21 protein-coding genes are annotated in these 20,615 nt (G+C 68.4%); 11 read left to right on the top strand and 10 right to left on the bottom strand.

Annotated elements, in window-relative coordinates:
- Positions 1 to 21: 21 nt before the first annotated feature.
- Complete coding sequence (locus ACZ6O0_RS23565; protein ID WP_465767113.1) at positions 22 to 1,029, top strand: phosphotransferase family protein; 1,008 nt, start codon at positions 22 to 24, stop codon at positions 1,027 to 1,029.
- Between the two features lie 19 nt (positions 1,030 to 1,048).
- On the opposite strand, the gene bfr is transcribed toward ACZ6O0_RS23565, so the two are convergent.
- From bfr to ACZ6O0_RS23545, 4 genes are all read right to left on the bottom strand, one after another.
- Positions 1,049 to 1,537 carry a bacterioferritin gene (gene bfr, locus ACZ6O0_RS23560; protein ID WP_465767112.1) on the bottom strand — a complete coding sequence of 163 codons (489 nt, stop codon included), beginning with the start codon at positions 1,535 to 1,537 and terminating at the stop codon, positions 1,049 to 1,051.
- Positions 1,524 to 1,733: a (2Fe-2S)-binding protein gene (locus tag ACZ6O0_RS23555; protein ID WP_465767111.1), complete on the bottom strand. Its 210-nt coding sequence runs from the start codon at positions 1,731 to 1,733 to the stop codon at positions 1,524 to 1,526. The genes bfr and ACZ6O0_RS23555 overlap by 14 nt, the downstream gene beginning before the upstream one ends.
- Before the next feature lie 96 nt (positions 1,734 to 1,829).
- On the bottom strand, positions 1,830 to 2,438 hold the full coding sequence (locus ACZ6O0_RS23550) for a histidine phosphatase family protein (protein ID WP_465767110.1): 609 nt from the start codon (positions 2,436 to 2,438) through the stop codon (positions 1,830 to 1,832).
- A gap of 12 nt (positions 2,439 to 2,450) precedes the next feature.
- Positions 2,451 to 5,360, bottom strand: a complete 2,910-nt coding sequence (locus tag ACZ6O0_RS23545) for an AfsR/SARP family transcriptional regulator (protein ID WP_465767109.1) — start codon at positions 5,358 to 5,360, stop codon at positions 2,451 to 2,453.
- A 156-nt stretch (positions 5,361 to 5,516) separates the two neighbouring features.
- On the opposite strand from ACZ6O0_RS23545, the gene ACZ6O0_RS23540 reads away from it, so the two are divergent.
- Positions 5,517 to 5,792, top strand: a complete 276-nt coding sequence (locus ACZ6O0_RS23540) for a DUF6653 family protein (RefSeq protein WP_465767108.1) — start codon at positions 5,517 to 5,519, stop codon at positions 5,790 to 5,792.
- A 75-nt stretch (positions 5,793 to 5,867) separates the two neighbouring features.
- Positions 5,868 to 6,782: an alpha/beta fold hydrolase gene (locus ACZ6O0_RS23535; protein WP_465767107.1), complete on the top strand. Its 915-nt coding sequence runs from the start codon at positions 5,868 to 5,870 to the stop codon at positions 6,780 to 6,782.
- Between the two features lie 38 nt (positions 6,783 to 6,820).
- Here ACZ6O0_RS23535 and ACZ6O0_RS23530 read toward each other — a convergent pair whose 3' ends face one another.
- From ACZ6O0_RS23530 to ACZ6O0_RS23520, 3 genes are read right to left on the bottom strand one after another with little or no spacing between them, the layout of a single operon-like run.
- Positions 6,821 to 7,324 carry a GNAT family N-acetyltransferase gene (locus ACZ6O0_RS23530; RefSeq protein WP_465767106.1) on the bottom strand — a complete coding sequence of 168 codons (504 nt, stop codon included), beginning with the start codon at positions 7,322 to 7,324 and terminating at the stop codon, positions 6,821 to 6,823.
- Positions 7,325 to 7,330: 6 nt separating this feature from the next.
- Complete coding sequence (locus tag ACZ6O0_RS23525; RefSeq protein ID WP_465767105.1) at positions 7,331 to 7,861, bottom strand: DinB family protein; 531 nt, start codon at positions 7,859 to 7,861, stop codon at positions 7,331 to 7,333.
- A gap of 46 nt (positions 7,862 to 7,907) precedes the next feature.
- Positions 7,908 to 8,729: a class I SAM-dependent methyltransferase gene (locus ACZ6O0_RS23520; protein ID WP_465767104.1), complete on the bottom strand. Its 822-nt coding sequence runs from the start codon at positions 8,727 to 8,729 to the stop codon at positions 7,908 to 7,910.
- Between the two features lie 258 nt (positions 8,730 to 8,987).
- Between ACZ6O0_RS23520 and ACZ6O0_RS23515 the strand changes: the two genes are divergently transcribed.
- The 3 genes from ACZ6O0_RS23515 (at position 8,988) to ACZ6O0_RS23505 (ending at position 11,791) form a co-directional block, all read left to right on the top strand.
- The gene (locus ACZ6O0_RS23515; RefSeq protein WP_465767103.1) at positions 8,988 to 9,812 is read left to right on the top strand and encodes an alpha/beta fold hydrolase; all 825 of its coding nucleotides are present in this window, start codon (positions 8,988 to 8,990) and stop codon (positions 9,810 to 9,812) included.
- A 70-nt stretch (positions 9,813 to 9,882) separates the two neighbouring features.
- Complete coding sequence (locus ACZ6O0_RS23510) at positions 9,883 to 10,698, top strand: alpha/beta fold hydrolase (RefSeq protein WP_465767102.1); 816 nt, start codon at positions 9,883 to 9,885, stop codon at positions 10,696 to 10,698.
- Between the two features lie 70 nt (positions 10,699 to 10,768).
- Positions 10,769 to 11,791 carry an NADPH:quinone reductase gene (locus ACZ6O0_RS23505; protein WP_465767101.1) on the top strand — a complete coding sequence of 341 codons (1,023 nt, stop codon included), beginning with the start codon at positions 10,769 to 10,771 and terminating at the stop codon, positions 11,789 to 11,791.
- Between the two features lie 5 nt (positions 11,792 to 11,796).
- Here ACZ6O0_RS23505 and ACZ6O0_RS23500 read toward each other — a convergent pair whose 3' ends face one another.
- On the bottom strand, positions 11,797 to 13,272 hold the full coding sequence (locus ACZ6O0_RS23500) for a M28 family metallopeptidase (protein WP_465767100.1): 1,476 nt from the start codon (positions 13,270 to 13,272) through the stop codon (positions 11,797 to 11,799).
- Positions 13,273 to 13,405: 133 nt separating this feature from the next.
- On the opposite strand from ACZ6O0_RS23500, the gene ACZ6O0_RS23495 reads away from it, so the two are divergent.
- Complete coding sequence (locus ACZ6O0_RS23495) at positions 13,406 to 14,155, top strand: DinB family protein (protein ID WP_465767099.1); 750 nt, start codon at positions 13,406 to 13,408, stop codon at positions 14,153 to 14,155.
- Between the two features lie 90 nt (positions 14,156 to 14,245).
- Complete coding sequence (locus ACZ6O0_RS23490; protein ID WP_465767098.1) at positions 14,246 to 14,965, top strand: class I SAM-dependent methyltransferase; 720 nt, start codon at positions 14,246 to 14,248, stop codon at positions 14,963 to 14,965.
- Here ACZ6O0_RS23490 and ACZ6O0_RS23485 read toward each other — a convergent pair.
- Positions 14,953 to 15,441, bottom strand: coding sequence for an NUDIX domain-containing protein (locus tag ACZ6O0_RS23485; protein WP_465767097.1), 489 nt, complete (start codon positions 15,439 to 15,441; stop codon positions 14,953 to 14,955). The genes ACZ6O0_RS23490 and ACZ6O0_RS23485 overlap by 13 nt on opposite strands.
- Before the next feature lie 19 nt (positions 15,442 to 15,460).
- Here ACZ6O0_RS23485 and ACZ6O0_RS23480 point away from each other — a divergent pair, with 19 nt between their 5' ends.
- A complete protein-coding gene (locus ACZ6O0_RS23480; RefSeq protein ID WP_465767096.1) occupies positions 15,461 to 16,228 on the top strand; it encodes a hypothetical protein in 768 nt (255 codons plus the stop codon).
- Here ACZ6O0_RS23480 and ACZ6O0_RS23475 read toward each other — a convergent pair.
- Entirely contained in the window at positions 16,194 to 17,573 is a 1,380-nt protein-coding gene (locus ACZ6O0_RS23475) for an FAD-binding oxidoreductase (protein ID WP_465767095.1), read from the bottom strand. The genes ACZ6O0_RS23480 and ACZ6O0_RS23475 overlap by 35 nt on opposite strands.
- 192 nt (positions 17,574 to 17,765) lie before the next feature.
- On the opposite strand from ACZ6O0_RS23475, the gene ACZ6O0_RS23470 reads away from it, so the two are divergent.
- Positions 17,766 to 18,995 (top strand): lactate racemase domain-containing protein, encoded by a 1,230-nt coding sequence (locus tag ACZ6O0_RS23470; protein ID WP_465767094.1) that lies wholly within the window; start codon positions 17,766 to 17,768, stop codon positions 18,993 to 18,995.
- Between the two features lie 35 nt (positions 18,996 to 19,030).
- Positions 19,031 to 20,482 carry a flavin-containing monooxygenase gene (locus tag ACZ6O0_RS23465; RefSeq protein WP_465767093.1) on the top strand — a complete coding sequence of 484 codons (1,452 nt, stop codon included), beginning with the start codon at positions 19,031 to 19,033 and terminating at the stop codon, positions 20,480 to 20,482.
- The last annotated feature ends 133 nt before the right edge of the window (positions 20,483 to 20,615 follow it).

The raw sequence follows: 20,615 nt of genomic DNA, 5'->3' as shown, positions 1-20,615 counted from the left end.
GCTGTGGTGAGATGGTGCGCGATGACCCGCGCACCGCTCTCCGCCACCGACGTCAGCGCGGCCCTGGGTACGCCGGTGGCCGCCGTGGAGGTGCTCGACACGTTCGCGGCGTTGCAGGCCGAGGTCGTCCGGCTGCGACTGCGCCGGCCGGACGGCACCAGCACGACCGTCATCGTCAAGCGGGCGACCGGTGCCGGCGCCACCGCGGCCCGCCAGGAGATCCGCTTCTTCCAGGAACTGGCGCCGCGGTGGAACCATCCCGCGCCGCGGCTGCTGGGCTTCCGGGATCACGGCGACGACGTCCTGCTGCTGTCCGAAGACCTGGGCGCGATGGGCTATCACGTCATCGGTGGTGAGGTTTCGGACGCACAACTCCACGGCACGATCGACATGCTCGCCGACTTCCACGCCCACTTCTGGAACGAGGTGCCGGAGTACCTCCGCGGCGAGGCCGAGCTGTCGGCGACCAGTACGGCGCAAGCGTGGCCACCCGACGTGATCACGCGCAATGCTGACGCGGTGCGCAGTGAGGCCGAACGATTCTTCGCCACGACCTCTGAACTCGAGCCGACCGAGCGCCAGGTCCTCCCGGAGGTCCTCGACGCGTGGGAGCGCCAGTTCCGGGCTCGCGTCGCCGACGGCCGTGCGATCACGCTCGTCCACGGCGACTTCCATTTCCTCGGCAACATCTTCTTCACCGCGGGCGAACCACGCCCGAAGGTGATCGACTGGTCCGAGCTGAAGCCCGGGCTGGCACCACACGACCTGGCCTATTGCTTGACCGCCGTACCGTCCGACGATCGACTCAGCCGGGATCGCGAGCTTCTGCGGCGCTACTGGGAGGCGTTGCGCGGTGCCGGTGTGAACAACTACAGCTGGGACCTCTGCTACTGGGACTTCCGGTTCTCCGTGATCAGCAATCTGTTCCAGTCGGTCTTCCAGCGCAGCGTGAGGTGGTACCGGACCTCGCTCGCCGCGATCGACCTACTCGACGCCCGCACGACCCTGACGAGCAGACCGCGCCGCTGATCCGGTGATCGGGAAGGGTTCAGCCGGGTGAGTTGCCTGGGTCTATTTGCTGGGCCAGGTATTGCTGTGCGCCGACGCGTTGGATGGCGTCGAGTTGGGACTCGAACCAGTCGACGTGTTTCTCCTCGTCGCGGACCATGTCTTCGAAGACGGCGGCGGTGCCGTGGTCGCCTAGGTCGTGGCACTCCTGGGCGGAGGCGTTGAACTTGGCGACAGCGGAGTGCTCGCTCTCGAGGCCGAGCCGGAGCATCTCCTGGGCGTCCTCGCCGACCGTCACGGCGCCGAGCTTCTGCAGGTTCGGGTGACCGTCGAACAGCAGGATGCGGTTGATCAGCGCGTCGGCGTCCTTCATCTCGTCGATGGACAGGTCGTAGAAGACCTTGCCGAGCCGGCTGAATCCCCAGTTGTCGAGCATCCGGGCTTCCAGGAAGTACCCGTTGATCACTGTCAGCTCGAGTGTGAGCGCTTCGTTGAGCAGTACGACGACGCGTGGGCTAACCGGTTGCACCTGCCACCTCCGTGAACGATGGTGCCGAGACCGACCTCCCATGCTGGCACAACAACCGCTTCAACGAGAAGACGCAGCCACCACAGTTCCGCCCGGCCCCGGTCGCCCCGCACACCTGCGCGACCGTACGAGCGCCGGCGTCGATGCTCTCCAGCACCTCGCGGTCACTGACGACCTCACAATGGCAGACGATCACAGAGGAAAGGCTATCCTAACCGCCCCCTCCGGTCACCCTCCCCCCACATATCGGACCACTCAACAGAGGTCGTGCTCCGGTCCTGCACTCCTCGGCTCAGATGTGGAGGTCTGGGGGGAAGCCCGTCCAGCGGAGGTTGGCAGGGAGGTGGCGCATGTCGTTGTAGAGGTGGATCGAGGAGGGGCGGTCGGGTGGGTAGATGAGGACGGTGAGGGCGGCGTTGGAGTGGTTGAGGGTCAGCCAGCGCCACTTCGGGGCGTCGAGGGCATCGCGGACCAGCCAGGCGACCACGAAGTTGTGGGTCACCAGCAGGTGGTGCTGGTCGCCGTCGACCGGGCCGGTGAAGCGGTCCAGGGCCAGGCGGCCGAGCTCTGGTCCGTGCTCGAGCTCCTCGGGGGTGAACTGCTGGAGGAAGCCGAGCAGGAAATCGGCCGAGTCCGGTGGTAGCTCGTCTCTGGCCGGCGCGTAGGGGATGTAGTCTCCGGCCTCTTCGGCCACCTCCGGTGGGATGTCGGTCTTCAGTTGGTCCTTGACGAGGCGTGCGGTTTGGACTGCGCGTGGAAGCGGACTGTGGTGAAAGGTGGAGAACGGCACGTCCTGCAGTCGCCGGCCGAGCAGGACCGCCTGGCGACGGCCGCGCTCGGTCAATCCGCTCTGGTCCGGCAGCGCCTCGGCATGCCTGGCCAGGTAGAGATAACGGGTCATTCGATACTCCAGCTAGGCGAGGGCTTCGGTGGCTAGGGTTTGGGGGTTGCCGGCCAGGGCCAGATAGAAGAACTGGCGGCTGGTGGCGTTGGTGTGGTCGGCCCACGTGAGGACCTGGTGGAAGGCGCTCGTTGCGGCCTGGTCGTCGGACTTCGAGCGTAGGGCGGCTGCCAGGCCAACGCGCGCCAACGCGGCGAACCAGCCTGCTCCAGCTGTTTCCGCGGCCAGCACGGCTTCGCGGTAGGCGCCTTCCGCGGCGGGCTGGTCGTTGTCCAGGAGGGCAGTGCGGCCCATCTGCACCAAGGCGAACGACACGTAATGGTTGAGTTGCGTACGGCGTGCTGCAAACACGGCTCGTTCAGCCTCCGCACGGGCGATCTTGTTCTCGCCCCGGAGCTCCGCGACCCGGCTGCACAGCAGGTACGCCCAGCACTGGAACGGTTCGTAGCCGATCGAAGCAGCCCGACTCAGTACTTCGTGACTCGCCTTGTCGAGATCATCCAGGTCACCCGTGCGCAGTGATCGAAGACAGGTGATCAGATCGTTCGCCGCGACGTACCAATGACTGCCCGTAGCATCCAATACCGCCCGAGCTTCGGCCAGCAGTACGGCGGCTCGCTGATGATCGCCCGCAACCTCGATCGCCAGCCCGAGCGCCTGCTTGCACCAAGCAGCCGTCCACGCGTCACCGGACTCCACTGCCAGCGCGAGAGCCTGTTCTCCTGCGGCGATGGCGTTCTCCAGATCGAGCTGCTGGCCGGCCAGGTAGCAGACCACCGTCAGGGCACGAGCTCGCAGCAACGGCCGCACCTGAGATCCACTGAGCGCCGCATCGATCCACTCGCGTCCGACCGCATGCCGATCGGAGCTCGACCAGAACCACCACAGCCCACAGGCGATCCGCAGAGAGTCCTCGAACGCCCCACTCGAGATCGCACTTCGTTGCGCGGCCTGCAGGTTGCCGAACTCCGACTCCAACCGGAGCTGCCAAGCCCGGTAGTCCTGAGACATCAGCCCGGCCTCGGCTTCCTCGGCCAGCGCGACGAAGTAGTTGCGATGCGCCCGGCTCGCCTCCGCCACCAGACCAGCCGCGGCGAGCTGTTCGCGCCCGTACTCGCGCAACGTCTCGAGCATGTCGTAGCGCGCACTCAACTGCCCCGCCGCTTCGGGAACGATCAGCGACTTGTCGACGAGCAGCGTGAGCAGATCGAGCGTCCCGGCCGGATCGATGCCGCCGACGCGAGCCAGCGCCATCGCGGCCTCGATCGAGCAACCACCCTCGAAGACCGAGAGCAGGTCGAACAGGGTGCGCTCCCGCTCGTCCAGCAGGTCGTAGCTCCAGTCGATCGTCGCCCGCAACGAATGATGACGCGCCGGCGACGTCCGGCCGGGCGACACAAGCAATGTGAAGCGGTTGCTCAACTCGGTGGCGATGTAGCTCACCGGCAGCGCCTTGGTCCGCGCGGCGGCCAGCTCGATCGCAAGTGGGAGCCCGTCGAGGTGACGGCACAGCCCGGCCACAGTTGGCGCGTTGTCGGCGGTGAGCTCGAAGGCACTCACCCGCTGCGCCCGCTCCTCGAACAGCCGCACGGATTCCGTCGCGGCCAGCGTCGCGAGATCGTCGTCGCTCGCCGAGGGAACGGCGAGCGGCGGAACGAGCCAGTGGATCTCGCCCACGATGCCGAGCGGCTCGCGACTGGTGGCGAGAACGTGCAGTCGAGGGCAGATCGACAACACCAGCTGCGCCCACTCGGTGACACCCGACAGCAAGTGCTCGCAGTTGTCCAGGATCACCAACAACTGCCGAGGCCGCAGGTATTCGAGGAGTCCGGCTCCGGCCGAAGCAGGCCCCTCATCCGCACTGGCCGACAGCCTCCCGGCGGCACCGCCCGCGAGGGCGGACGCAATCGCTTGCGGTACGGCGGCCGCATCGGCCAGCGGTTCCAGCTCGACCATCCACACGCCGTCCGCGAAGGAGTCGCGAAGGGCGGAAGCGGCCTCGATCGCGAGCCGGGTCTTCCCGGAGCCGGCCGCACCGGTCAGCGTGACCAGGCGATGCTCGCCGACTGCCCGCCGTACCTGCGTCAGCTGGGTTTCCCGTCCGACGAAGCTCGTGAGCGGGATCGGCAGGCTGCCCTGGACGGCGGACCTGGCTGGAGCCGGCGAGCCGTCCAGCGGCGACCAGGTCAGCGCCGGGTCGTGCCGCAGTACGGCGGCCTCCAGGTCCCGCAGCTCAGGTCCGGGCTCGATCCCCAGTTCCGCCGCCAGCAAGGTCCTGGCCTGCTGGTACGCCGCCAACGCGTCGGCCTGCCGTCCGCAGCGATAGAGCGCGACGATCAGGTGCGCCCAGAGCTTCTCCCGATACGGGTGGTCCCGCACCGCCGTCTCGAGCTCGCCGACGACCTCGCGATGATGGCCGAGCCGGAGATCGGCGTCGACCCGGTCCTCGAGTACGTCGAGCCGCAACTGCTCGAGCCGGACCGCATCGGCGCGCGCCCAATCCCCGTCGAACTCCTCCAAGGCCGGACCACGCCACAACTGCTCGGCCCGGAGGAGAACGGCGGAAGCCGCGCGAAGATCCCCCAGCCGCAACTTGGCTCGCCCCTCGGTCGCGAGCCGCTCGAACCGGACGGCGTCGACGTCCTCCGGTGAGATGTCCAGTACGTACGTCGGCCCCTGGCTGGTGACCGTCGACCGGCCGAGTGTCTTGCGCAGGCGCGACACCTGGTGCTGCAGGGTGTTGCGCGCGTCCGACGCCTGATCCGAACCCCAGACGGCATCGACCAGTGTCTCGACCGGCACCGGCCGGGCCGCGTTCAGCGCCAGGATCGCCAGCACCGCGCGCTGCTTGGTCCCGGCGACCGTCACGGCCTTCCCGTCGGCGTCCTCGACCTCGATCGGGCCGAGCATCTTCACCCTCACGACATTTCACGCTGCCTCGGACCCGGGGTCCCGTCAATGCGGCAGCGCCATGGCAGCGCGACGGCAGCGGAAGGCCCCGCGGCGCGAGTACGGCGGCAGCGGCCCGGCGCAACCTGCGATCGAAGGCACTCACCATCGACGATCCCCGGAGGAAAGATGAGTACTCAGTCGGCCGCACCCACGCGTGAGACCAAGCTCGCGCGGATGTTCGGCCTTGACGACGACAACTGGATGCGCCACGCGAACCCGGTCAGCGTCTGGACCCGCTTCAGTGTCCTGCCCCTGCTCGCGATCTCGGTCTGGAGCCGGGACTGGATCGGTTGGTGGTCGCTGATCCCGATCGGCCTGTCGCTGGTCTTCATGGGCGTCAACCCGGTGCTGTTCTCCCGGCCGTCGTCGACCCGCAACTGGGCCTCCTCTTCGACGACATGAAGCGCCAGAACCCGGAGTACTCCCGCTGGGAGTACTGACCTCGAAGAACCGACCTCACAGAAACGGATCAAGATCATGAACAGACGAACCTTCATCGCCGGTACCGGCGTCGCCCTCGCGGGTGCCGCGGGCACGGCCACCCAGGCCCTCGCCACCGACGACCAGCAGAACTTCCTCTTCGTCCACGGGGCCTGGCACTCCTCGACGCACTGGAACGAGATCACCGAACGCCTGGTGGCGATGGGGCACCGCGCCTTCGCCATCGACCTTCCCGGCAGCGGACTCAACGCCGCCTACCCGCAGTCGTACCTCCGCAACGACTTCGCCGCCTTCGCGACCGAGCCGTCGCCGGTCGCGAACATCGGCCTCGCGGACTACACGAACGCGGTCATCGCCCAGGTCGAGAAGATGGCCGAACACGGGAAGGTCACCCTGGTCGGTCACAGCATGGGCGGCCTCACGATCACCCGGGTGGCCGAGGCGGTCCCGCACCTGCTGCGGCGGCTGGTCTACCTCAGTGCCTACGTGCCGGTGAACCTCGCCACCGCCAACGACTACGCCCAACTCCCGGAGAACCAGACCGGCATCTCGGGCGCGATCGTCGTCGCCGATCCGGTGGCCACCGGCGCCGTCCGGATCAACCCGCGCAACGGGGATCCGGAGTACGTCGAACGCGGCCGGCAGGCGTTGTACAACGACCTGAGCACCGACGACTACCTCAGGTACGCCGTCGCCTTCAACCCGGATCTCCCCGTGCGCGTGGGGATCGAGGACGCCCGGGGCACGGTCGAGCGCTGGGGCAGGGTCCCGCGCGTGTTCATCCGAACCACCGAGGACCACACCGTCCCGACGCCGTTGCAGGACCGGATGATCCGCGAGGCCGACGCGGCCACCCCCCGCAACAAGTTCGTGGTCCGCACCCTCCCGTCCAGCCACTCCCCCTTCGCCTCGATGCCCGACCGCCTCGTCAAGGCACTGCTCCAGCGCTGATCCGCACAGTGGGACGCCGGTGAGCACCGGCGTCCCACTCACGCGCGGAGGGGCTTGGTGAACATCAGGTTGGCGGCGTCGTCGTTGCGGACGAGCTCGCCCGGTGGGACCGGTTTGCCGTCGTACACCAGGCCGCGGCCGTCGGGGAGGTAGCCGCGGCGTACGTACATGCGTTGGGCGGTGCCGTAGTCGGCGTACAGGCCGACGCCGATGCCGACCACGTCGGAGCGCTCGGCGACCAGCGCCTCGGCCGCATCCATCAGGCCGCTCCCGATCCCGCGCCGCCGGTACGCCGGCAGCACATTGAAGTCCGAGATCTCCGGGATCCCGCCGAACGGCTCGTACGCCGACTCCCACCACACAGTCACATACCCGGCGAACTCGTCGTCGACGGTCGCCACCAGCACCTGACGCAACCCGGCCCGCTGATCGGCCAGATACTTCTCGTACAGCGCCACCGGCTTGTCCCAGCCGATCGCGGTGAACGCCGCCGAGATCACCTCCGGGTCGTCGTCCCGCAGCGCCCTGATCGTGTAGTCCACGAGCGCCTAGCCCATCGTCTTCTGGCCGTCGATGGTCTCCCGGATGATGTCGGCGTGGCCGGCGTGCTGCGCGGTCTCGGCGGTGATGTGCAGGAACACGCGGCGGACCGTCCAGAAGACGCCCGGCGGCTGCCAGGGCGCGGCCGGCAGCTCGTAGCTGGCGTCCAGGTCGAGCGTGCGGACCAGGTCATCGGTGGCGGTCGCGACCTTCTCGTACTCCGCGAGGACGCCGGCCAGCGTCTCGCCCTCGGTGAGGCGGAACTGGTTCTCCCACTCCGCGATCATCTCCGGCGTGTACTCGGTCTCCTCGGAGACCTCCTTGCCGCCGCCCTGCTGCGCGAAGTCGGCCCAGGTCCGCTCGACCGCGGTGACGTGCTTGATCAGCCCGCCGACCGTCAGCGCACTGACGGTGCTGCGAGTGTTCGCCTGCTCGTCGGTGAGGCCCTGCGCGGTGTGCCGCAGGAAGTAGCGGTGCTTGGCCAGGAAGTCGAGGATGTCCGCACGCTCGCCGGTCAGGGTCTGCTCGTTCGTCGTCATCCTCCGAGACTAGAAGACATAGCGGTCAGTTCATGACCTCTACTCGTCAGAAGCGATAGTGCAGCACGATGGTGCCCTTCCGGGACCACGCGGTGCTGCGGGCCTGGGCCTTGTAGTAGAGGCGCAGGGGGTTGGGGAAGTGGTCGACCTCGGGTTCGCGGCTGAGCAGGATCTCCTTGACCAGTTGCAGCTTCGGGTTCCACTTCTCGAAGTCGCGCGGATCGTCGACGCCGGGGAACTTGATCAGCTCGGCGACCGTCGCGGTGCCGGGCGAGTGCCGGGCCGCGAAGACGGCGAACTTGGTGTAGCTGTTGAACACCAGCTGGCCGCTGGGGAAATGGGTGGTCAGCTGGTCCAGCAGTCCCACCAGCTCGTCCTGGCTGAGGAACCCCATCAGCCCGTCGGCCACGATGATCGCCGGCCGGTCGCCGGGGACGCCGTCCAGCCAGCCCTTCTCGGTCACGTCGGCACCGATGACGTGCGTGTGCGGGCGCTCCGGGATCAGCTCCCCGCGCGCGGTGGCGACGACCGGGAAGTCGACGTCGTACCAGTCGACGGTGTCCGGCGGGGCGAGCCGCTGGCTGCGGGTGTCGAGTCCGGCGCCCAGGTCGAGCCCGACGGCGTCCGGGTGCCGGGCCAGGAAGTTCGACGCCACCTCGTCCAGCTTCTTCGCCCGGATGGTCGCGTTGAGCAGCAGGTTGGTGCCGATCTTCAGCTTCTTGTAGTCGTAGTCGACGGTACGGACGATCTGGTCGGCCATCGCGTCGCCGAGAACCGGACTTGGTGATCGGTAGTCGAGTGCACGGCAGCACAGGGTCAACCACAGACTGTCCTCGAGCGGCGTGAAGGCCGGAAGTGTGATCCCCATCGGGACCTCCCTCCGATTGGCGGTGGACTTCGCGCCCACCCTGCCCACCACCCCCGCGGCCCGCATCACCCCCGACGAATGATTTCGGGGCTCCTCAGATCGCCGACCGGGGGATAAGGTGTCGTGGGGTGGCGAGGCCACCGATCCTGTTGTGGACAAGGGTTTCGCGCTGATGCCGAGACCGAGGGCCTGGGGCCGTGGGGAGCCTGTTCGGTCTGTTCGAGTCATGCCCGGATGACCTTCTAGGGGGCACCAACAGTGGGAACGATCACGACCAGCGACGGCACCGAAATCTTCTACAAGGACTGGGGCGACGGCCAGCCGATCGTCTTCAGTCACGGATGGCCGTTGTCGGCCGACGACTGGGACACCCAGATGCTGTTCTTCCTGCAGCACGGCTATCGCGTCGTCGCGCACGACCGTCGCGGTCACGGACGGTCCACGCAGACCGGCGACGGTCACGACATGGACCACTACGCCGACGACCTCGCCGCGGTCGTCGAGCACCTCGACCTGCACGACGCCATCCACGTCGGTCACTCGACCGGTGGCGGCGAAGTCGCGCACTACCTGGCCCGGCACGGCGAAGGACGGGCTGCCAAGGCCGCGCTGCTCTGCGCGGTGCCACCGCTGATGGTGAAGACCGACGCCAACCCCGAGGGCCTGCCCAAGGAGGTCTTCGACGACCTGCAGGCCCAGCTCGCGGCCAACCGGTCGGAGTTCTACCGCGCGCTGCCGTCCGGTCCGTTCTACGGGTTCAACCGGCCGGGCGTGGAATCGTCCGAAGCGGTCATCGCCAACTGGTGGCGCCAGGGCATGATGGGCGGCGCCAAGGCACACTACGACGGCATCGTCGCCTTCTCCCAGACCGACTTCACCGAGGACCTGAAGAAGATCACGATCCCGGTGCTGGTGATGCACAGCAAGGACGACCAGATCGTTCCGTACGTCGCCTCCGGCCCGAAGTCCGCGGCCCTCCTGAAGAACGGGGTCCTCAAGACCTACGAGGACTTCCCGCACGGGATGCCGACCACGCACGCCGACGTGGTCAACGCCGACCTGCTGGAGTTCCTCCGGTCGTAGCCGGCGCCCCGGGTTCGTCATGCACCAGCGCCCTTCCATGGCGACCCTCGCCCGACGAAAGGATTTCTCGATGCACCGCTCACCGATCAAACGTTTGCTGACCGTCCTGGTCGCCGTACTGGCCGTGGTGCTGGCCGCGGCCTCGCCCGCGGCGGCGACACACTCGACCTCGCCCAGACCCACCGTCGTCCTGGTTCACGGTGCCTGGGCGGACGGATCCAGCTGGGCCAAGGTCACCAGTCGTCTCATCAACGACGGCTACACCGTCCGCGTGCCACCGAACCCGCTGCGCAGCCTGAGCAACGACGCCGGAACCATCAGGGACTTCCTGTCCACGCTGTCCGGCCCGATCGTCCTGGTCGGCCACTCGTACGGCGGCGCCGTCATCACGAACGCCGCGACCGGCAACCCGAACGTCAAGGCACTGGTGTACGTCGACGCCTTCGCCCCCGCGGCCGGAGAAGCGATCTTCCCCCTGGCCGGCGCGGACTCCGCACTGGCCGTCGAACCCTCCACCGTCTTCGATTTCGTCCCCTACCCCGGCGCACCCGCCGGTGACGTGGACCTCTACCTCAAGCACGACACGTTCCTGACGTCGTTCGCGTCCGGAGTCCCCCGCCACGAGGCGGAGAACCTCTACCCGTCCCAGCGCCCGTTGACGCTCAGCGCCGGATTCGAGCCGTCCGGTACGCCGGCGTACGCCACGATCCCGTCCTGGTACGTCCTCGGCACCAAGGACCTGATCATCACGCCGACCGCCCAGGAGTTCATGGCCACCCGGGCCGGCTCCACGATCACCCGGATCAAGGCCGGCCACCTCGGCCTGATCTCCGACCCCGCCCCGGTCACCAAGGTCATCGAGCAAGCCATTCGATCCACTCGCTGACACACGACAGGGCGCCGCTTCCGGGCGGCGCCCTCTCGTCGCCGGAGGGGCTGCGAGGTAGCGTCGTGGGGTGCGTGCGATCGAGTACTCGATGACCGGCGATCCCAGTGTTCTCAAGCTCGCCGACCGGGCGATGCCCGAGCCCGGGCCGGGCGAGGTGCGGGTGCGCATCCACCGGTCCGGGGTGAATCCGACCGACTGGAAGTCGCGCCAGGGCAGTGCCGCCGGTACGCCGGTCGATCCGCCGCAGGTCCCGAACCAGGACGGCTCCGGTGCCGTGGACGCCGTCGGCGAAGGTGTCGACGTGGCGCTCGACGGCCGACGCGTCTGGATCTGGGAGGCGGCCTATCTGCGTCCCTCCGGAGGTACGGCGCAGGAGTACGCGGTGGTCCCGGTCCGGCATGTGGTGCCGCTCCCGGACGAGGCGTCGTACGACCTCGGGGCCTGCCTCGGTGTGCCGTTCCTGACGGCTCATCGCTGTCTGACCGTGACCGAGGACGGCCCTGAGCATCTCGGGCCGGGGAGGTTGGCTGGGTGTACCGTCCTGGTGGCCGGCGGCGCGGGTGCGGTCGGCAATGCCGCGATCCAGCTCGCGCGGTGGTCGGACGCCACCGTGATCACCACGGTCAGCAGCCCGGAGAAGGGCAACCTGGCCGCGCTGGCCGGCGCCGACCACGTCATCAACTACAAGCAGCAGGACGTCGTCAAGGAAGTCCGCGCGATCGCGCCGCATGGCGTGAACACGATCGTCGAGGTGTCCCCCGCGGCGAACGCGGCCATCGACGCCGAGGTGGTCGCGATGCACGGCTCCGTCGCGGTGTACGCCACCGACGGAGGCAGCACGATGGAGTTGCCGGTGCGGCCGTCGATGGTGCCGAACGTGCGGTGGCAGTTCGTGCTGCTCTACAACGCTCCGGACTCGTGGCGCCCACGGGCAGTGGGCGATATCGCGGCCGCGGTGCAGGCCGGCGCAGTACGCGTCGGACCCGAGGCTGGGCTACCGCTGCATCACTATTCGCTCGAGCAGGCCGCCGATGCCCACAGCGCCGTAGAACAAGGCGCTGTGGGCAAGGTTCTCATCGACGTCGGCTGACGGTGTCAGTTGGGGATGCTGCTGAGGTTGAAGGCGAAGCGGGCGGTGGAGTCGGCGATGGCGTCGGAGTTGACGTCCAGCGCGGTGTCGTTGACGTTGGCCGTGGTGTCGCAGGCCTGGTGGTAGCAGACGTCGTAGGCGACACCCGCCGTACCGCCGAACAGGGCGGCCTCGGCCGGGGTCTTGATGCCTTCGGCGCCGGTGAAGATGCCGCCGGCGGGGATGCCGGCCGCGATGAACGGGCCGTAGTCGGAGCGACCGTCGAAGTCGGTGCCGACGTGACCGAGGCCGCGGCTGTCGAAGAACGACGTCAACTGGTTCTCGATCTGCGCTGAGCCGGGCGGTCCGGCCGGTGCACCGGTCGCGTCGGAGTCGTCCCCGTCGTACACCTTGTAGGCGTAGTTCGGTGACGCGACCATGTCGAAGTTGAGGTAGAGCCGGATCTTGTCGCGCTCCGCCGCGGAGAGGCCCTCGACGTACTGGTCGGAGCCGAGCAGGCCGATCTCCTCAGCGGCCCAGAACCCGAAGCGGACCTTGTTCTTCACCGGGTAGTTCCCGATCTGCAACGCGGTCTCGAGGATCGCGGCCGTGCCGGAGCCGTTGTCGTTGATGCCCGGTCCGGCCGGGACGCTGTCGAGGTGTGCTCCGACCATGACGACATTGTTCGGGTCGCCCTTCACGGTCTCGGCGATCACGTTGTTATCGGTGCCGAGGGTCAAGGTGGAGTCGACTTTCAGGTGGACTGTGGTCGCTGGATTCGCGGCCAACTCGTTGCCGATCGCGAAACTGGCGAACACCATCGGGATCCCGGCCCGCCACTCGCCGATGTCCAGCGGGAACGCGTCGGTCCGGCCCGGCTGGCCCTCGTTGAAGATGATGAGCCCGGACGCGCCCGCGAAGCCCGCGTTGCGCACCTTGGTGGCGAACGGGCAGGTGCCGCGCTGGATGAGCGCGATCCGGCCCGGCACGAAGCCGGCGAAGTCGGACGTCTCGCACCCGCTGGTCGACGTCGGAACCGGCGTCGGCGGCAGCGTCAGGTCGACGGCCTGGACCTGGGCCGTCACGTCACCGGGCGGCGACGGCTGGAAGGTGAAGAATTCCTGGTTCGGCACGTACGTCTTGTCGACCGGGGCCGTCTGCTGCAGTGTCGGTGGGCTGTTCTCCACCCAGGCCTCGACGAAGTTGATCGGGTCGAGCGTGACCTTGTAGCCGGCGGCCTTCAACCGGTGCGCCACGTAGGCGGCCGACAGTTCGTAGCCCTGTGTGCCGGCGGCGCGCGTACCACCGCTAGCATCGGCGATCGCCTGCAAGGCGAGCAGGTGTTTCTTGACGTTCTTGCCGTCCACCTTCTTGACCAGCAGTTCGGCGTACTGCTCGTCTTTCGGATCGGCACTGGCCGGTGCCTGCTGTGCGGCGACCAACGCCACGGCCAGAGTGAGAGTGACGGCGCCGGCGGCGCCACGATGACGGAAAATGCGCATGGTTCCCCCAAAAAACGGATCGACCAGTCCCCCAGGTCTCGCGCTGGTGGCAATCTAACCGGGCAACTGGGACACGGCCAGAGTTCAGGCGTTCCGGACGGGAATTGTCCGGAATCGGGTTTAGCTTGTTCGCATGGCTGAGGTGTTCGAGCAGGTTGATCTGCGGCGGGCCGTGTTCCGGGACGTGGATCTGCGGGACGCGCAGTTCCGCGGGGTGTCGTTGAGCGGGACGCGGATGCGCGGCGTGGAGCTGGGCCGCGTGGTGATCGACGGCGACATCGAGGATCTGGTGATCAACGGCGTCGAGGTCGCGCCACTGGTGTACGCCGAGTTGGACCGGCGGTACCCGGATCGCGTGAAGATGCGACCGACCGACCCGGCCGGGTTCCGCGAGGCGTGGGATGTGGTCGAACGCTTGTGGGCCGGGACGGTCTCACGGGCCCGCCGGCTCCCGCCGGAGCTGCTCCATGAGCGGGTCGACGACGAGTGGTCGTTCATCGAGACGCTGCGCCACCTCGCGTTCGCCACCGACTCCTGGATCCGGCGAGCGATCCTCGGCGACCCGAGCCCGTGGGACCCGCTCGACCTCCCGTGGGACGAGATGCCCGACATCCCCGGCGTACCCCGCGACCGCACCGCCCGCCCGTCCCTCGACGAGGCCCTGGCCCTGCGAACCGACCGCATGACGACCGTACGGCGATATGTCGACAACCTCACCGAGGACCAACTGACCGCCGACACCACTCCCACCGAAGGCGCCGGCTGGCCACCACCCGAGAGCTTCCCCGTCCGCGAATGCCTCCTCATCCTCCTCAACGAAGAATGGCAACACCACCTCTACGCCGAACGCGACCTCGCCGTCCTGGAGTCACGCGGCGCCTGACCTCCCGGAAGGTGGTTGCCTTCAACAACCTCTCGCCGACCTCCGATCGAGTGAAGCTAAATCACTTGCGGTGTGGGAGAAGGTGGGGGGATGGGGTACTCCGATGCCGATGCGGCCGCGCTCTATGACCTGCTCAACCGGTGGGGTGCGAGCGACGACTTCTACCTGTCCTTTGTGATGGACGCGCGCAATGTGCTCGACGTGGGTTGTGGGACGGGGTCACTGCTGGCGAGAGCCAGGGCGGAGGGGCACAGCGGGCGGTTGGCTGGGATCGATCCCGATGTGGCGATGCTGGACAGGGCGCGGCGGCGGGTGCCGGATGCGGAGTGGGTCGAGGGGAAGGCCGCGGACATCGCCTGGGTCGGGGAGTTCGACGTCGCGGTGATGGCAAGCAACGCGTTCCAGTTCCTGGTGACGGACCTCGAGGAGTCCCTCTCCAGGATCCGTACGGCGCTCGTCGACGGCGGGCGGTTCGTCTTCGGCACCCGCAACCCGCAGGTCCGCGAGTGGGAGAGCTGGAACCCGTCCAACCCGTACGACGTCGTCGACCACACCGGCCGCGAACTCCGGATGATCTACCACGTCGAGCAGATCGAGGGCGACGCCGTCACCTTCACCGAAACGACCGCCCTGCGGGACGACACCCCGCTCCGCACCGACCGCGCCACCCTCAACTTCCTCGGAGCCGATCCCCTGAACGCCGTACTCACCAAGACCGGCTTCGCCGTCGAAGCCCAGTACGGCGACTGGTCCCGAGGCCCCCTCACCCCCACCAGCGAGAACATCGTCACCGTCGCCTACCGCGCCTGAAACACTCCCGTCGCGCGATAGCCGGCGTACAACTCCAGCACCACCTTCGTCGGCGGGTGCAACTCGGCCGGCGCCTGGGCGAAGAACCCGAGCTCCAGAACCTCACCCGGATCCGCCACCAGCGAGCCAGTCCACCGACGCGCCTCGAAGCACAACGCGAAGCACTGCAGTACGTCGCCATTCGGATAGGTCAGCGTATGCAGATCCGCCTCCGACAGACTCGCGAACGGGACCAGGTCCTGAGCTTCCACCACCAGCCCGGTCTCCTCGAACAGCTCCCGGGCCGCCGTCGCCCGGAAGCTGTCCCCCGGCTCGGCGGCGCCGGCCGGGAGCTCCCACAATCCGGAGTCCCGGCTTCGCTGGAAGAGGATCCGGTCGGCCGCGTCGACCACCAGCACCTGGGCTCCCGGCATCAGCAGCAGCCGCGAGCCCACCCGCCGGCGGATCTCCCACAGGTATGAGCCTTCGTAGGTCATCGATGAGAGGGTAGAGCGTGTGGAGTGGGTGAAGCGGCGGGCCGGGTTGTTGCTGGGGGTGGGCCTGGTTCTGAGCTTGGGCTGGACGGCGGCGGTGACCGCGTCCATGCCGAACTGGTTCGACCCGAGTGAGGCGTGCACGCGGAAGCTCGGTGGCTACGACAACCCCGGCGGCAGCGCCGAGGTGCACACCGGTTGGTTCCCGCCGTCGGCGAGCTGCGACTTCGGGAACGGCCCCGTCCACTACATGTCCACGACCCGGTCCGTGGTGCTGTCGGTCGTCGGCGTACTGGTCCTGATCGTGCTCGTGACCGGGCTGATCCACACCCTCAAGAAGTTCTCCGGCGAACCCGGCGTCACTACGACCGCGGACGGTGTGAACCTGCGCCGCCGGATGATCAACCAGCTGACCTTCGGCGCCCTCGATGTCGGCGTCCTGGTCGCCGTACTCACGTTCTTCAACGCCGCCGCGATCATCTTCGGCGGTCTCCCCGGCGGGATCCTGTGCGTGATCGCGACGATCGCCGGGCTGAGCGCGCTCGGCGTCGTCCTGGACCGGCACATGGGCCCACTTCCGAGTACGGCGCTCGCCAGCAGGCGGCGTGGGGCCGTCGCCGGAGTCACCGTGTTCGGCGTGATCTTCGCGGCGACCGCGCTCACCGGGCAACTGCCGTTCTTCCGGCTGTGGTCCGTCCCGGTGGGCGCGGTCGCCTACGCCGCGGTCGTGGCCGTGCAGTGGTCGCGTCAGCCGGCTAACAAGGCCAGGCCGGCTCAATATTCTGGTTGAGGTGGAAGACGTTCTCGGGGTCGTACTCGCACTTCACCCGCGACAACCGCTGGTAGTTCTCCTCGCCGAACCCGGCGATCACCCGGCTCTGCCCCTCGTTGCCGATGAAGTTCAGGTACACGTACCCGGTCGCCCACTCCTCCAGGTCCTGGCACAGGTCCCGCGACCACTGCCGCCCGCGCGCGTCGTCGGTCGGATCGGACCACAGCCCGAACGGATGCACCACCCAGGCCGCCTGCCGGTGCGGGAGCGGCCACTTGTCGGCCCCACGCAGCACCGCACCACCCCACGGGACCACGATCTGCTGCGACGGTGACGGCGTGATCATGTCCTTCGACCGGTCGGCGAACGCCTGGATCGCCGCATCCGGGAACGACGAGAGGTGCTCCGCCGACCAGTAGTTGCGGAACCCCGGCGGATCGTCGAGGGCCGACTGAAGGTCGGCGTACGGCAGCTCGGCGATCATCTCGGCCTCCGGCGCCAGCGCGAACATCGGCGCGAACGCCTCCCGCATCTCCGCCTCGCTCCCGGCGTAGATCGCGGCCGCACCGACGATCAGCTGCCCCTGCAGGTGCGGAGGTACGAACTCCTCCGGCGGCCCGGTCAGGTAGATCACGCCGCCCCCGAGGTCCTCAGGCGCACCCGCCTCGATCAGGTCCCGGTACGCGCGGAGTACGTCGGGACCTATCGCCGCCGGCCACATCAGCAACGCCAACGTTGTCGTCGGCAACTGCTGGAGATGGAAGGTCATCGACGTCGCGACCCCGAAGTTCCCGCCGCCCCCGTGCAAAGCCCAGAACAACTCGGTGTTCTTCGTCTCGTCCGCGATCAGCAACCGCCCGTCCGCGGTGACGAGCTCGACCGAGATCAGCGCGTCGCAGGCGAGCCCGAACTTCCGTTCCAGCCAGCCCGACCCGCCGCCGAGGGTGAGCCCGGCGACCCCGGTCGTCGACGCCCGCCCGCCGGTCGTCGCCAGCAGGTACGTCTGGCAGGCCCGGTCGACATCACCCCAGGTCGCACCGCCGCCGACCCGGGCGATCCGGGCGAACGGGTCGACCTGGACGCTGTTCATCCGGCGCAGGTCCACCACCAGACCGCCCTCGGTGACCGCGGTACCGGCCACCCCGTGACCACCACCGCGGACCGCGACCTCGAGTCCCTCGCCGACGCCGTACCGGACCGCCGCCTGGACGTCGGCCGCCGACTCGCACTGCGCGATCATCGCCGGCCGCTTGTCGATCATCCCGTTGAAGACCGTCCGGGCGTCGTCGTACTCCGCGTCCCCGGCCCGCAACAGCACTCCCCCGAAACCCTGCGGTCTCGACCACTCGATCGTCTCGGACATGGTGGAACTCCCCCTTGCTCACACTCCCCCAGGTGATCCACCGATGGTCCACTCCCGCCCGGCCCCGGTCAACGCCTCGTCCCTTACCCCGCGATGACGCAATCCCCTTCCCTACCAAGGGTTTGCACCCGATCACGCCCGGCAGCGGCTCTCGGTCTGGGATCACCGACGACGACTCGGTAGGGTCGGAGCGTGACTACTGCGGCGGTGATCGGTGGTGCGGGACAGGTCCTGACCGAGGACGAGGTGATCGGCTTCGTCGGCGACTCGCTGGCCGGTGCGGGGCTGGCGGGGCGCAGCGTCTGCGTGATCGTCCCGGACGCCACCCGGAGCTGCCCGCTCCCCTTGCTGCTGAAGGCGGTCCACGGCGCGCTCGACGGCCGGGTCTCCCGGCTCACCATCTTGGTTGCCCTGGGCACCCATGCGGAGATGACTCCCGAGCAGCTCCGCGCCCACCTGGGCGGCGACTACCCGGACGTGATCAACCACGAGTGGTGGAAGCCGGACACCTTCGCCGACCTCGGCACGATCTCCCCGGACCGGGTCGGCGAGATCTCCGACGAGATGCTCCGCGACGAGGTCCCGGTCCGGCTCAACCGCGCCGTGGTCGAGCACGATGTCGCGCTGGTGGTCGGCCCGGTGTTCCCGCACGAGGTGGTCGGCTTCTCCGGCGGCAACAAGTACTTCTTCCCCGGGGTCGCCGGCCAGGAGGTCATCGACCTGAGCCACTGGCTCGGCGCCCTGATCACCAGCGCGAACATCATCGGTAGGCCGGGCACCACCCCGGTCCGGGCCCTGATCGACGAGGCCGCGGCCATGATCCCGGCCGAGAAGCTCGCGCTCTCGGTCGTCGCGCAGTCCGGCACCGACGCCCTGCACGCGGTCGCGTTCGGCGACACGATCTCGTCGTGGCGGGCGGCCGCCGAGATCTCGGCCCAGACCCACGTCCGGTACGTCGACCACCCGGTCCAGCGCGTGGTGTCGGTGATGCCGCCCAAGTACGCCGACATCTGGACCGCGGCCAAGGGGTTCTACAAGGTCGAGCCGATCGTCGCGGACGGCGGTGAGGTCGTCCTCTACGCGCCGCACGTCACCCAGCTGGCCGCGATGCATCCCGAGATCGAGGAGATCGGCTACCACTGCCGCGACTACTTCATCGGCCAGTGGGAGCGGTTCCGCGACCTGCACTGGGGCGTCCTCGCGCACTCGACCCATCTCCGCGGCGCCGGCACCTGGGACCCCGCGACCGGCGAGCACCTCCGCGTCCGGGTCACCCTCGCCACCGGCATCCCGGAGGACGTCGTACGCCGGGCCAACCTCGGCTACCTGGATCCGGCGAGTGTCGACCTCGAGCAGTACGCGAAGGACCCGGACACCCTGGTGGTCCCGAACGCCGGCGAAATCCTCCACCGGCTGATCTAGCCGCAGAGAGTGACTCGCGGGTAACGTCGGGCGCTATGGCTGAGGTTGTCATCATCGGGTCCGGGTTCGCCGGGTTGTGCATGGGGATCAAGCTGCGGCAGGCCGGTTGTGAGGACTTCGTCATCCTGGAGCAGGCCGACGACCTCGGCGGCACGTGGCGGGACAACACCTATCCCGGCTGCGCCTGCGACATCCCGTCGTACCTCTACTCGTTCTCGTTCGAGCAGAACCCGCACTGGCGGCGGATGTTCGCGCCGTGGGACGAGATCCTCGCCTACCTGCGGCACTGCGCGGACAAGTACGGGATCGCGGACAGGATCCGGTACGGCGCGGAGGTCACCGAGGCGGTGTTCGACGAGGCGACCGGCCGGTGGACCGTGACCGTGAACGACGCCGAGACGATCGAGACCCAGGCCCTGGTCGCGGGCGTCGGCAGCCTGCACCAGCCCAAGCTGCCCGACCTCCCGGGACTGGACTCCTTCGCCGGCACGACGTTCCACTCCGCGCAATGGGATCACTCCCAGGACCTGCGCGGGCGGAACGTCGCCGTGATCGGGACCGGGGCGTCCGCGATCCAGTTCGTGCCGGCGATCGCCCCGGAGGTCGCGCAACTCGACGTGTACCAGCGGACCCCACCGTGGATCACGCCCAAGCCGGATCGCTCGATCGGGCCGTGGGAGCGCCGGCTGCACGAGCGGTTCCCGGCCGGTCAGCGGGCGATCCGCAACGTCATCTACTGGGGACTCGAGGGCCGCGGCGCCGGCTTCGCGGGCAACCCGAAGTTGATGAAAGGCCTTGAACTACAGGCGAAACGGCACCTGCGCAAACAGATCACCGATCCCGAGCTGCGGGCCAAGCTGACGCCGGACTACCAGATCGGCTGCAAGCGGATCCTGATCTCGAACGACTACTACCCCGCCCTCACCCGGCCGAACGTCGACGTCGTGACCACCCCGATCGCGCGGGTCACGCCGACCGGCATCGTCACCACGGACGGGACCGAGCGGGCCTGCGACACGATCGTGCTCGGCACCGGGTTCGCGGTGTCGGCCAACCTGACCCGGATGCCGATCCTGGGCAAGGACGGCGTGGACCTGGCCGACCACTGGAAGCGCAACGGCATCGGCGCGCACCTCGGCATCACGGTCTCCGGCTACCCGAACCTGTTCCTGCTCGTCGGCCCGAACACGGTCCTCGGCCACTCGTCGATGGTGTTCATGATCGAGGCCCAGGTCCGCTACGTGATGCAGGCGCTGCACCTGCTCCGGCGGCGCGGAGCGTCGTACGTCGAGGTCCGCGGCGACGCCCAGGAGCGGTTCGTGGACGGGATCCAGGGTGAGCTCGGAGACACCGTCTGGCAGTCCGGCTGCAGCAGCTGGTACATGGACGCGTCCGGGCGGAACTCGACGATCTGGCCGGAGTGGACCCTGTCGTACTGGCGCCGTACCCGGCGGCTGGATCCGGCCGACTTCGTCCTGGTCCACTAGGTGATGACCCGGACTCCTGAAGGAGGAGTCCGGGCCGGCGGATCTACGACCTTGGGATGAAGGCAAGACCGGTCCTCGGGCCGATGTCCACAGGCCCGCGCTGAAGGATTCTTGAGGTATGGAAATCCTTCAG

The sequence above is a fragment of the Kribbella sp. NPDC048837 genome (genome assembly GCF_055586945.1).
Note: the sequence above shows the minus strand (reverse complement) of the source record. Positions and strands in the feature narration are given on the sequence as shown.

Bases quoted from the DNA above. Each gene is read 5' to 3' on its own strand.
- ACZ6O0_RS23565 (WP_465767113.1), top strand. From the start codon at position 22: ATGACCCGCGCACCGCTCTCCGCCACCGACGTCAGCGCGGCCCTGGGT.
- ACZ6O0_RS23550 (WP_465767110.1), bottom strand. From the start codon at position 2,438: ATGACCCGTTATCTCTACCTGGCCAGGCATGCCGAGGCGCTGCCGGAC.
- ACZ6O0_RS23540 (WP_465767108.1), top strand. From the start codon at position 5,517: ATGAGTACTCAGTCGGCCGCACCCACGCGTGAGACCAAGCTCGCGCGG.
- ACZ6O0_RS23535 (WP_465767107.1), top strand. From the start codon at position 5,868: ATGAACAGACGAACCTTCATCGCCGGTACCGGCGTCGCCCTCGCGGGT.
- ACZ6O0_RS23525 (WP_465767105.1), bottom strand. From the start codon at position 7,861: ATGACGACGAACGAGCAGACCCTGACCGGCGAGCGTGCGGACATCCTC.
- ACZ6O0_RS23520 (WP_465767104.1), bottom strand. From the start codon at position 8,729: ATGGGGATCACACTTCCGGCCTTCACGCCGCTCGAGGACAGTCTGTGG.
- ACZ6O0_RS23510 (WP_465767102.1), top strand. From the start codon at position 9,883: ATGCACCGCTCACCGATCAAACGTTTGCTGACCGTCCTGGTCGCCGTA.
- ACZ6O0_RS23500 (WP_465767100.1), bottom strand. From the start codon at position 13,272: ATGCGCATTTTCCGTCATCGTGGCGCCGCCGGCGCCGTCACTCTCACT.
- ACZ6O0_RS23495 (WP_465767099.1), top strand. From the start codon at position 13,406: ATGGCTGAGGTGTTCGAGCAGGTTGATCTGCGGCGGGCCGTGTTCCGG.
- ACZ6O0_RS23490 (WP_465767098.1), top strand. From the start codon at position 14,246: ATGGGGTACTCCGATGCCGATGCGGCCGCGCTCTATGACCTGCTCAAC.
- ACZ6O0_RS23485 (WP_465767097.1), bottom strand. From the start codon at position 15,441: ATGACCTACGAAGGCTCATACCTGTGGGAGATCCGCCGGCGGGTGGGC.
- ACZ6O0_RS23475 (WP_465767095.1), bottom strand. From the start codon at position 17,573: ATGTCCGAGACGATCGAGTGGTCGAGACCGCAGGGTTTCGGGGGAGTG.
- ACZ6O0_RS23465 (WP_465767093.1), top strand. From the start codon at position 19,031: ATGGCTGAGGTTGTCATCATCGGGTCCGGGTTCGCCGGGTTGTGCATG.